The organism is Brevibacillus schisleri (assembly GCF_055685845.1).
This window is the reverse complement of record NZ_JBVNDM010000001.1, coordinates 861,433-873,661: the sequence shown is the minus strand read 5'-3', so window position 1 is coordinate 873,661 and position 12,229 is coordinate 861,433. Positions and strand designations below refer to the sequence as shown.

Sequence of the window (12,229 nt, the reverse complement as noted above, 5' to 3'; positions counted from 1 at the left end):
TTATAAACGACGTCATTGTCGTTTTTCAATAAATAAAAAAGAAAAAGCACCCTATCTACTCATGAGAGTATGTGGATGCTCGCCGTTCTTCCGTTATGTGTTAACCATCGATAAATTTTCTAACGCGTGTTGCATCGCATCGCGTGGAAATATTTGCGGTAATTTAGACATGGGATATTGATTCGACAGTCGATTGATTTGATTCAATTCCTCTTCACCGATTTGCCTTATGTTATTATCCATATCGTATCTTGCCAGCAAAATCATGTCGTTTAATTGACTAATAATGCTTCTGTCACTTGTCTGTGTGAAAGTAGCCTCACTAGCATGATGCAAATACTTCTGAATTAACGATTGCTCTATGCCATCCGCAATTAGATTCTCAGCGATTTTTTCCAAAAATAGTTGATCGAATCTTGTAAAGTCCGCTTTCTTTAACCCATAGATGATAAAATTGTACCTGGTCACATTATTCATCACCGCTACACATTTCCTGCGATTCAGTAAAATCATGTGAGCATGCCACCTGTATAATGGCTCTGAAACCATTTTCTCTTTATCGGATAATGTTACAGGTAGTTCCTCTGCCAGCTTTTTGGTGCATTGGATGGCAATCATGCCTGTTCACCTCGATGTTTTTCAGTTAACGCCTGATCCGGTATGACAAACGACACCGTTGTTCCCTCCCCCGGCTTACTCGTAATGCGCAAGCCCTTCCCATACATTTGCGTCAGTCTCCGATTCGTGTTGGACACGCCAATTCCGCCTCTTTCCTTCTTCGACAAGTCAAGAATTTGCCGCACAGTCGCTTCCTCCATCCCGATACCATCATCCTTCACCTCAAAAAGAGTGGCGTTCTTTTGCCGGACGATGCGGATATGGAGTGTTCCCCCCTCTATTTGGGTAAGAAGACCATGGTTGATTGCATTCTCCACTAACGGCTGAATGGTCAGTGGCGGGATGAGGAGATTGATACCAGGCTCAACCTCCCACACGATCTGTAACCGCCCGCCAAATCGTTCCTTTTCAATGTAAAGATACGCTTGGACGAGCTCCAGCTCATGGGAGAGTGCTACTTGTTTTCCTGTATTCAAAAAGTCAAAGCTGATATGCAAGAAGGCGGTAAACGCATCCCCGAGTTTACGCATCTTCTCCGTATCAATGTCACTCAACGCCATAATCGAGCTAAGTGTGTTGAACAAGAAGTGTGGGTGAATCTGTGCCTGCAAGTAGGCAGCCTCCATACTCAGTCGTTCATCGACGGTTTGCTTGAGTGTCGTCAACGACCAGACGCGGTATTTCAGCTCCATGCCATCGACTGGTTTGCAAACATAGTCATTCGCACCAGACAAATACCCGGTGTATACATCCTCAGACTGGCTGCGTGCAGTTAAGAGCAAGATCGGAAGCTCGGAAACAGAGAAATGCTCCCTGACCCTTTGCGTCAGCTCATAGCCCGACATATGAGGCATCATGACATCGATAATAAGTAAATCCCACTGCTCTGTAAAAAGCAGATCGAGCGCGTCTCTTGGCGATGCGCACGTAGTAATTTGATAATGCGAGGAGGAGAGCATTCGGTCCAGCACCCTTAGGTTAACCGGGTCGTCATCGATGGCCAATATGTTCGCCTTTCTTTCTACAAACGCATGCGCAGCCGTTTGCTGAATAGCCAAGATATCTGGAGCTTCACTCTGCCCCATCTGATTAATAGCCGTCACTTGATTGTTCTTATCAATCTGCTCCACATATTGGCTCTCTGCTGCTTTCATCTCATCTGTACTAACCACGGGCAGCCAGAAGCTAAATACCGAACCTTTGCCCGGTTCAGAGTCGACTCTTAGCTCACTATCATGCAGCTCGACTAGCTGTGAACAAATAGCAAGACCGAGGCCGATTCCTCCACCACCGTTCGTTGCTCGAGTTCCCTGTTCATACGGCAAAAATATACGTGCCTTGGTATGCTCATCCATCCCGATTCCTGTATCGGATACATAGATCGCCACCTGTCCGTCTACGTTCTCAGCAGAAACGACGACAGATCCTTCTTCCGTGAACTTCAGTGCGTTGTGAACAAGATTGAACAGAATCTGGACTAGCCGCTTCTCATCTGCCAAGATTGGCGGGATGGACTCTGGTATGTCCATTTTCAGTTGAACAGGCTTGCCTTCTACCATGTAAGCAAGCATGCTGATGATGCCGGAAACAACCGATTGAATATGCAACGGCTTTTTCTGCAACACGATATGCTTGTCCTGCAATCGTACGACATCTAGCAAATCATCCAGTAAATGCGACATTCTGCGGCTGATCGTGATTAAGAGCTCCATATCCTGCTTGCTCCGACCACCCATGACATGCTTTTCATTGTTGACGACAGTTTGGGCGATATTCAAGATGCCGTGCAACGGCGTCCTCAGTTCGTGCGAGGTATGGGCGAGAAACTGATCCTTGAGCTTGTCCGCTTCTTTCAATTGCTCCGTTAGCTTTGCTTTTTCCTCTGAATTACGAAAGAATCGCTTGAACCAGTAAGCAGAAAAACTGACAAGTGCAGCAATCAGGTCGAGCGGATAATACACGTACTTGATATCGATCATTTTATATTCCATGATGGCGGACCATATGACATTGGACAAAATACTCGTTGCAGCAATGAGCAAAAACACAGCGTCATTCTTTTCATGCATAAGCATGCGGCTGATTTTGAAAATAAACACCAACAACGGGCCAAAATAAATAATGACTAAAAATGGCGTTCCAGCTAATATATACACCCATTGTGCTGTTCCCAGTACGATGACTGCCGAATGAAGACTGAGCACCGAAAGATATGCTCTGAACGGCTTGGAGTATTCTTTCTCTTCCTGATCAGATAGATTCCTGACCAATAATATCATCAGCAGAGGCTGCCATATGTAGGCGAGCACTTCTACCTTGATCGACCATGTATAATCGATCGGGAGCCAAAGTAACAGCAGATTGTCATAATCAGAAACAGTCTTTATCCCTACGCAGGAAAGTAACAAAAAAAACACCAGAAACTCTTTGTGGCGGGCATTCAATACATACAGGATGCCTGCATACAAGCCATGAAGCAACAAGATGAGGAAGGTTGCCATCTGGAAGCCGATAGAATACCAACGTTCGGTATCAATAGCGGCCTGCGATCCGAAGTAAATCGATCTGACGATGCCTCCTTCAATTGGATTATGAAAGTTGGCCGTTCGGACAAGCACTTCAATGACCTTTGCATCACCCGCAATGTACGTAGCCGTGAAGGATCCCTTCTGTGGCTTGTACTCTTCCGCTGTTGTCGCAGGCACTCCGGCTCTGGCTAATATCTCTCCGTTAACCTCTACGGTAGAAGATGCCTCCACTTGCGGAACCCATAAGGTGTATGGCTGATTTAGTGGTTGATCGACCAAAATCCGTAAACGGTATGTACCATAGCCATACGTTGACGGAGAGTCTCTGGAAAAAGCGTTGCTCCAATTGCCAGGCACTTGAAGGTACTGTCGTTCGTCACTCGATGATTGCTTGAAATCTTCATGCGTGATGAAAGAATCAGGGTAAAACTCCCATTCCCCATCCAGTGAAATGGACGGGGAATTTTCAAAGTCCCACCCGCGCATATCAAGAACCCCTTGAATCGCTTGCGGATGATCTGGTGATGCATGAAACGAAAACCAAAACGTTCGAAGCCCTAGTAGAAATGCTAAAAACAAGAGAAGAATCAAAAGATACTTACTTATGAGTGCTTTAGAATGACTCCGATTATGGTTGCTTCGCTTTATCATAGTATGCATTTTTCGACACACTTCGGATTATCCCTTGTCAAATTGCAGTTCCACAGTCCTATTTTTCTCACACAAACTGTCTGCTATCGTTATTCCGCCCAAACCGATAGATGGCGATCAAGGCAAAAACCGTAGCGAATGCGAGCAGAATAGCGATGTTCAAATACAAGCTCCCCAGACTATACCCTTGTTGAAGCTTATTCACCGCATCGAGCAACCAATGCTGGGGCAAGAATGTTGAAATTTTGCGTACGGTGTCCGGCATAATTTCCATTGGAAAGAAACAGCCGGCCAGGAGGCATGACGGTACAATAATCAGGTTGGAAATCGCTCCAGCACCTGCTCTACTCTTCGCAAAGGCAACGGTCATCAGAGAAAGGGCGATAGCCCCCAGCGCAAACACGAACAACGGCAGAATCATTTGACCATACGAGACGCCTGCATCTATGCCGAAGACGTTTTTCATGACGAGCAAGGTCACGATGATTTGCAGCAGTAAAATAAGCATGTTAACGATAATATTCGAGAATACATAGGATCTAGCCGACATCGGCGAAGAAAGGAGGCGCAAAAAGGTGCGATTCTCTTTTTCTTTTAAAATGATCTCTGACATGTTCACCGCTGAAAACATCATGAACATAATGAGGAATCCAATCGATTGATTCGTCATGCGCGTCACGTTCGATGTGTCTTGAAGCGTTACCGTATGGAGCTTGTAGCTTTGCTCATGGTAGGCCGTATACAGCTTCGTGAACTTTGCCTCATCAGCCTGTGCCGCTTTTCCAATCGCGGCAAGATTGCCGATATAACTGTGCAGCATGGCCTTCACGTAGGCAGTTACCTGTTCACCCTTTACGGATACAATGTTCAAGTGTGCCGGCGCCCCATTTCGAACACTAGCGGCATACCCTGACTCGAAAACAATTCCGCTATCCAGCTCACCAGAAACGATTTGTTCGCGCATCGTTTGTTCGTCGATGACTGTGACTTTGACAGATTCCAATCTCTCGATAAACCGGATCGTGTCCTGTGTGATCACCTGGTCCCCGTCCTGATTGATAATTCCTACATGGATCGTGCCGCTACCTGCATTGCTGTACAGGGTAAGAGTCAGTAGAACCCCAGCGATCGGCAAACCCAAGTAGGTGAACCAGCTTTTTTTACTCCGAAACGTCTCCATCAGCGTTTTCCGAATTAGCCATAGCATTTCACTCATACGAAAGCACCCTCCCGTCTGCGCATCGTGATAACAGAAATGATGATGAACGCCGTAGCGATGCTCACATTCATCGCAATTGCAAACCATGCGTCTCTCGTATTGTCTGTGTAAATGATTTGCATCAGACCTGTATTCGCCCAGTGAAGGGGAGAGAATTTGGACAGGAGGCCGAAGAAACCAGTTGATTGATCAACGGGAAAATAGGCACCGCCTACAAAGGAGGCGACCTGCGTAAAAATATTGTTGATTGACCTTATCCCTTCGCCTTTGAAAAGAAAGCTGATCCCCAGACCCAGGCTGACGGCTAGCAGCACCTCTGTCAAAAGCACGAGGATCACCATTCCATAGTGGTTGCCCCAATCTGCCTGGAACACGAACTTGCTGACTAAGAACACGACAAACACGAAAAACAGATTGACGAACGTACTGCCGATAATTTTGCCAGTAAAAATGACACCTTTGCTAACAGGTGCTGCCATTAATCGTGTGGATGTTTTGTTCGCTCGCTCTCCGGTGAACAAATAACTCGCAGAGAACATCGAGTAGAGCGCAACCATCGTCGTCATCGCAATCGCGTAATAATCGATTGCCCCAGGCTTTTTATTGGGATTCAAGGCCGTTTCATGAATAAAATCATCACGATGTTCGATACCCTTGACTATTGCCGAACCCGATTCGGGATCTACCTGATAAGCTGCGGATGCGAGCGAGTACCGATCTGCAAAAACGGTTAGCATCCCCGCGAGGATATTGCTTCCTATCGCATTCTTGCTGCTTCCATAAAACTCAATCCCCGCATCGCTGACGACTGCGTACCCCGTATAGCGATCCGCGCGAACTTCCTCCTGCCCTTCCATGCCTGAACTTGCTTGCGCGACCTTCACTCCTTTATCACCCAATGCTTGGATAAACGAGTTCCACGCCGTAGATAATTGCGCATTCGTCCCGTTGCTTTTATACAGCAAGCGCATGTCTCCTACGGTCCTCGTATCGTCGAATGCGTTGGAAAGGGCGGAGCCTAATATCAGCATCAGGATGACGGGAAGCGCTAGCATAAACATAAACGTTCTTTTTTCGCGAAGGCTGGACTTGATTTCTTTTACAGCGATATTCCATATGTTCATGGCAAAGCCCCTCCTCTAGTCTCGCAAGTTTCGACCGGTTAAGGTCAAGAACACAGTCTCCAGATTCGGCGCTTGCTCTTCAACGGAGCGGATTTCTACCTGATCCTTGATGAATTGTTGAATGATCCGGTTCAGATTGTTGATCTCCGTTTTCGATACGATTTTGATCGTATTCTCTTCTTGAAGCACCGCATTCACACCAGGAATCGCCTTAATGCCTTCGAGGTTTAATGGTTCATCTGCTCTGACCCCAATCCAAATTTCCTTTGCGTCAGTAATAATCGCTTTTAGCTCCTCTTTCGATCCTTCTGCGATGACTTTTCCATGATCGACAATGGCAATGCGGGTGCAGATTTCTTCGACTTCCTCCATGTAATGGCTCGTATAAATGATCGTGCAGCCCATGTCGTTTAGCTTGCGTACCGAGTTCAAGATATAATTGCGTGAATGAGGGTCAATCCCGACAGTAGGTTCGTCCATGATGATCAGCTTCGGCCGATGAGCAATGGCGCAAGCGATGTTTAACCGACGCTTCATCCCGCCAGAGAAGTTTTTGGGAAAGCTGGTAGCTTTGTCACCGAGACCTACGAATTCAAGCGCCTCCTCCGTCCGTTCGCGAAGCAGTGATCCACGCAGTCCGTACAAACCAGCAAAAAACCTCACATTTTCATAGGCAGTCATATCCTCGTAGATGGCGATATCTTGTGGCACGATGCCGATGTTCATTTTGGCGAATTTGCTGTGCTTCTCAATGTTCTTTCCCAGCAGGGTAATCTCGCCCTTTGTTACACGCAACAGGGAGGCGATCATATTGATAGTCGTGCTCTTTCCCGCTCCGTTGGCCCCCAAAAAACCAAAGATTTCTCCTTCACGCACATTCAGAGACATATTGTCGACGGCGACGAAATCACCGAACTTTTTCGTTAACTGACGAATTTCCAATACATGACTCACGTAACTCACTCCCTTCGTGGTTATGTCTGCATTGTAATAAAAAAGGATGCCCCTATGTCAGTGCATAAGTTCATCCCTCGGCACATGAGATTTCTCATGTTGTTTCCCATGATTTTTTTCATTCGTTGCGATAAGGTAGCAGAGTGGTCACGCTAAAGCCTCGCGTACCGTCTACAATCACTGTTCCACCAGCGGAAGCGGCTCTTTCCTCCATCCCGAGAATGCCAAGCCCTTTTACAACCTTTTCTGCGCCGGTCCCATTGTCTGTAACCACTGCTTTAATGAATGTATTCAGCACCCGTACCTCTAGGGAAATCACTGTCGCCTTCGCATATTTGAGTGCATTCGTGACCGCTTCCGTCGCATTTTGCTGGATGATTTTCCACTGAATCGGTGTAATGACATCGATGTCCCCGTTAAAAGTAAGCGTGGCTGTCACTGTCTCTCTCGCAGACAGCTCATCGACAAACAACCGGAGTCGATTGATTCCCAGCTCCTCCGGCCGTGGCTTCACTTCCTTGAGTGTCACTCTGATTCGCTCCAGCCCTTCCTTCGATATTGCGATCGCATTGCGAAGTAGCTCGGATGCCTTGTCCTGATCAGTCGCCATCAGGAGTCGTGACGCTTCCATCTGAATGAGCGCACCTGCCACCGCATGCCCCACATCGTCGTGAATTTGTTGAGAAAGGCGATTGCGCTCCTCCAATTGAATCGTATAGGTTGACTGGCGGAAATATTCGCTGCTCTCGTTTAAGGAGCGAGTCAAGCTTTGTAAATCCTCCCTCAGCTTCTCCCGTTCTGCCTCTAATCTACGAAGCTTGTCAGTTAGCATGCTGCCACACCTATACAGTAAAAAGCTAAGAAAGGCCATTAGTAAGTACAAGGGAATCCATTCAGGCAAAACGATGAACAAAGGCAACAGCATACCTCCAAATACGACCACCCTCTGCTTACTCACCAAGAACACGAACTCCAAAATGTGGACTGGCAAGAGCAGCACAAATAACGGGTCCAACACAAGTGTACTTGCTACCACGAACACGATGGATAGTCCCATAAATAATTGCTTATGATTCCTCTTTTTCACAATGAGAATAGTGAGATTACCAGCCAAATACAACAGGTACACAAGAATTTGCCACGGATCCATTTCAGAAGTGGGATGAACCAGAAAAGAAGTCACGATGATAAACCCGAGCATCGCTGCCTTATTCGCCATTGTCCATAACTCCATCGGTAGTTACCTCCTTTCAGTCAGACATGTTCGTTTCGCCCGTCAAATAATAGATGGCGATCTGCGTACGGTGTTCAAGCGCTGTTTTATTCAAGATGGAAGTAATGTAATTCGCAACGGTTCCCTCGGAAATAAACAGCTTCCTGGCGATTTCTTTGTTCGATAGCCCTTTGGCGATCTGCTTCATGACATCGAGCTCCCGTTCCGTAAATAAGCTTTTGTCGATTTTGCTTTCGGTAGGGATGGCTGCTGTCGCTTTGGGAGACGGGGTAGTGGACATGGTATCCATCGCGTTCCTCCCTGTATTCAGGTTCATTTTGATCTTATCCAGAACGACATCCTGTAGCACATGATGGTTGTTATAGACACTCTTGATGGCATCTCGGATGCGGTTGGGATCATTGTTTTTCAATAAATAACCGCGTGCCCCCGCTTGAATGGCTTCGAGGACAAATTCGTCATCGTCAAACGTGGTCAAAATGAGTGGTCTGACTGTAGTTTCCGTAGTCAGTACACGAGTCGCTTCCACTCCATTCATGTTCGGCATCCGAACGTCCAAAAGCGCAACGTCTACCTCGTTCTGTTTGCAAAACGTCACCGCCTCGACCCCATCCTCCACACTCCCCACTACTTCAAACTCCGCAAAGCTCGTCAGGATGATTTTCATGCCTTCCCGTATAAACGAATTGTCGTCTGCGATCAACACTTTGATTTTCAAAGCAGCTTGCCTCCCGTCGAACAAACCCTCGACCGCATAAAGAGCGGACGTATATTTTTTCCCAATATTACCACTGTCCTGCTTTGCTCCACAATTGTAGAATCTCGCCCCCATGGTTCTTACTTTCCAGTCACAGATGGAAAAATTAACACGTCGAAAATATATAGACACGAATCATATGTGTCAGTATGATATATTACCTAAGCCCTCTTACCAACCTATCGGGGCCAATTTTTTGAATGGAACACTCTATGGAGGGGAATTTGTGGAAACAGCACAACTAAATAAAACGGCTTGGAACACTGGGGCTTACCAAGCGTGGCTGAAACGCTTTGGAACCCCTGCCGAGGCAGCGGTCAAAATTCAAGAAGACCCCCAAAAGCGAATCGGCAAAGTATATGAGCACATGGGCGACATTCGCGGCAAAAAGATTATCAATTTACTCGGTTCAAATGGAAACAAAGCCGTTGCGCTCGCCTTGCTGGGTGCCGACGTGACCATCGCCGATTTTTCTTCTGAGAATGAGCAGTACGCCAAAGAACTGGCTGCATCCGCCGATGTTGACCTGACTTACATCGTTTCGGATGTATTGCAGCTCCCCCCAGATGTATTGGCTGGTGAGTATGATCTCGTTTTTATGGAATTCGGTATTCTTCATTACTTTTTGGACTTAACCGAATTATTCCAGGTGGTCAACTCGCTCCTGCGGAAGGGCGGCGTGCTCGTCCTCCAAGATTTCCATCCGGTATCTACAAAACTCATCTCCTCACGCGGAACGACTGCGAATATCCGCAAACATAAAGTAACAGGCGATTATTTCGATACCTCGCTTGAGGAAAAGGACATTGCTTTCTCCAAATTCCTCTCGAACGGCACAAATGTCGCTGAATCCAAAGTATTGTTGCGCAATTGGACATTAGGAGAAATTGTTACGGCCATTGCGAGCAAAGGGCTGTGCCTAAAAATGCTGGAAGAGCTACCGAATCTCTCCTCGGAGGTTTTTGACAAGGGAATCCCGAAAACCTTTACGATTATCGCCGAGAAATTATAATGGACGTTTGCCATCATCTTATTACATTCCTACTACCGAACAGAGGAGGCTTTCCCTTCTCTTTTTCTTTTACATACTTATAGACTGACGGTCAGTCATATGGTAATCTTTACCCAACCACTTACTGACAACCGAAGGAGGCGCCGATGAAAAGAATCGTGAAAGACCCCACAACACGGCGAGCAGAAATATTGGAAGCCGCCGGAGAGCTATTTCGAAATCAGGGTTATGTCCATACAACCGTGGATGCGATCATTCAAAAGGTGGGCGTAGCGAAAGGAACCTTTTATTACTACTTCAAATCAAAGGAAGAAATCCTTGAAGCATTTGTCCACTCCATGGTCGATACGCTTTGCGAGGAATATAAAAAAATCGCAGCTGACTCTACCTTATCCGTCATGGAAAAGGTGCGCCAGATGCTGCGTAGCCAAAGCTACCATATCGACAAGCAAGACGAATGGATGGAAAGCTTGCATCGCCCTGAAAACAGAGAGCTTCACGAGCGCCTGAACATCGCCATTATCTTAAAAATTGCTCCTGTCCTTGCGCAAGTCATTGAACAAGGAAATAAAGAAGCTGTCTTTCATGTCGAGAATGCTTTGGAGACCGTTCAGTTTCTCCTCGCTGGCTCGCAATTTTTGTTGGAATCGGGCATTTTTCATTGGGAGCAAGCGGAGCAGACAAAACGTCTACAGGCCATGCAGGTGATTATTGAACGGTCACTAGGAGCTGCCCCGGGGTCCTTCTCGTTTCTATAATGGCTGAAAAGGAGGAAAGACAATGAACGCTCATGATAAAGCCTTTCGCCGATTTCTGATCATTTGGTCAGGGCAGTTGCTTTCTGCTATCGGTAGTGGTCTTACCGCTTTTGCCTTGGGTGTCTTTGTTTTTCAGCAGACCCAATCTACCATGAGCTATTCGTTCATCATTCTCTTCTCTTTTCTCCCCTCCTTCCTTTTACTCCCCTTTAGCGGGGTGTTGGCAGACAGATTTGACCGCAAGAAAATGATGATCATTGGCGATATTGGCTCCATAGCTGGTATCTTGTTCATCTTGCTTGCCATGCTGTCCGGGCGTATGGAATTATGGCACATCTATTTGGGGGTCGGAATCAGCTCGATCTCTGCCGCTATCCTAAACCCAGCCTATAAGGCAGCCGTCTCCGATCTGGTTTCAGAAGAGATGTACGCACAGGCAAGCGGGCTCATCCAACTGGCAAGCTCCGCTCAATATCTTATTTCCCCACTGGTTGCAGGGCTTCTTCTCAGTGCTTTTGATATCCAGCTCGTCTTACTTATCGATATGATGACCTTCCTTTTAGCTGTCGGCGCCGTGCTGATGATTATGAAACACGATACCACTCCCCAGAAACATGAAAGACAAAGCTTTTTTCGCGAAATGTCTGAAGCCTTCCGCTATCTCCTTTCAAAGAAAGGCGTTTTCTTGTTCGTTCTGTTAATGTCTGTCGTGTGCTTTTACATCGGGCTGCTGCAATCGCTTTTTGGGCCTATGATGCTGACATTAACTGATTCCAAGACGCTTGGTATCGCCCTCTCTGTATCTGCATCGGGTATGCTCGTCAGCAGCCTTTTGATCGGACTCTTCGGTATGGGAAAGAGAAGGGTATTCATGCTGTCCCTCTCTCTCGTACTTGCTGGCTTGTTTTACGCCTTGATGGGTGTATTTACTTCCGTTTGGCTGATTATGGTTTTTGGCTTCCTCTTTTTCATCACGCTTCCCTTTGTGAACACCAGCCTCGAGGTTCTCATCCGAACGAATGTAGAGAATGAACGGCAAGGCAGAGTGTGGTCGATGATCACGGCTATTTCACAAATCGGGTTCGTGCTGGCATTTGGGTCGGCAGGATTTTTGGCGGACCATGTATTCAATCCGTTGTTTGATCCAGATCAATTGCTGGGCCAAACGGTCGGACAGATTATCGGAACGGGGGCAGGCAGAGGAATTGGCTTTTTGTTTATTCTCTCTGGCGTACTTGTGTCGCTACTGGGAATCGTAATTGGGCGTGTGAGGAAAATACGGGATTTGGAAGGAATGTCACTGCAAGGGAACTATTCCCGCAAATAAAAATATTTTCTTAAAACCTATGCAACAAATTCATATTTTCCTCCGTC

10 protein-coding genes are annotated in these 12,229 nt (G+C 46.7%); 3 read left to right on the top strand and 7 right to left on the bottom strand.

Annotation, left to right across the window (positions count from 1 at the left end):
- Positions 1–93: 93 nt before the first annotated feature.
- The 7 genes from ACUUHJ_RS04425 to ACUUHJ_RS04395 all read right to left on the bottom strand — a co-directional run bounded on the left by ACUUHJ_RS04425 (position 94) and on the right by ACUUHJ_RS04395 (position 9,046).
- Positions 94–618 carry a DUF6933 domain-containing protein gene (locus ACUUHJ_RS04425; RefSeq protein ID WP_289676163.1) on the bottom strand — a complete coding sequence of 175 codons (525 nt, stop codon included), beginning with the start codon at positions 616–618 and terminating at the stop codon, positions 94–96.
- On the bottom strand, positions 615–3,806 hold the full coding sequence (locus tag ACUUHJ_RS04420; protein WP_472298344.1) for a hybrid sensor histidine kinase/response regulator: 3,192 nt from the start codon (positions 3,804–3,806) through the stop codon (positions 615–617). The genes ACUUHJ_RS04425 and ACUUHJ_RS04420 overlap by 4 nt, the downstream gene beginning before the upstream one ends.
- 58 nt (positions 3,807–3,864) lie before the next feature.
- Complete coding sequence (locus ACUUHJ_RS04415) at positions 3,865–5,013, bottom strand: ABC transporter permease (protein ID WP_289676161.1); 1,149 nt, start codon at positions 5,011–5,013, stop codon at positions 3,865–3,867.
- Positions 5,010–6,140, bottom strand: coding sequence for an ABC transporter permease (locus ACUUHJ_RS04410; protein WP_472298343.1), 1,131 nt, complete (start codon positions 6,138–6,140; stop codon positions 5,010–5,012). The genes ACUUHJ_RS04415 and ACUUHJ_RS04410 overlap by 4 nt, the downstream gene beginning before the upstream one ends.
- Before the next feature lie 15 nt (positions 6,141–6,155).
- Positions 6,156–7,094 carry an ABC transporter ATP-binding protein gene (locus ACUUHJ_RS04405; protein ID WP_048031181.1) on the bottom strand — a complete coding sequence of 313 codons (939 nt, stop codon included), beginning with the start codon at positions 7,092–7,094 and terminating at the stop codon, positions 6,156–6,158.
- Positions 7,095–7,212: 118 nt separating this feature from the next.
- On the bottom strand, positions 7,213–8,328 hold the full coding sequence (locus ACUUHJ_RS04400; protein ID WP_472298342.1) for a sensor histidine kinase: 1,116 nt from the start codon (positions 8,326–8,328) through the stop codon (positions 7,213–7,215).
- Positions 8,329–8,344: 16 nt separating this feature from the next.
- Complete coding sequence (locus ACUUHJ_RS04395) at positions 8,345–9,046, bottom strand: response regulator transcription factor (RefSeq protein WP_289676157.1); 702 nt, start codon at positions 9,044–9,046, stop codon at positions 8,345–8,347.
- Positions 9,047–9,311: 265 nt separating this feature from the next.
- On the opposite strand from ACUUHJ_RS04395, the gene ACUUHJ_RS04390 reads away from it, so the two are divergent.
- From ACUUHJ_RS04390 to ACUUHJ_RS04380, 3 genes are all read left to right on the top strand, one after another.
- On the top strand, positions 9,312–10,097 hold the full coding sequence (locus ACUUHJ_RS04390; RefSeq protein WP_472298341.1) for a class I SAM-dependent methyltransferase: 786 nt from the start codon (positions 9,312–9,314) through the stop codon (positions 10,095–10,097).
- Between the two features lie 146 nt (positions 10,098–10,243).
- Positions 10,244–10,855 (top strand): TetR/AcrR family transcriptional regulator, encoded by a 612-nt coding sequence (locus ACUUHJ_RS04385; RefSeq protein WP_289676154.1) that lies wholly within the window; start codon positions 10,244–10,246, stop codon positions 10,853–10,855.
- 22 nt (positions 10,856–10,877) lie between these two features.
- Positions 10,878–12,182, top strand: a complete 1,305-nt coding sequence (locus ACUUHJ_RS04380) for an MFS transporter (protein WP_472298340.1) — start codon at positions 10,878–10,880, stop codon at positions 12,180–12,182.
- Positions 12,183–12,229 lie beyond the last annotated feature (47 nt).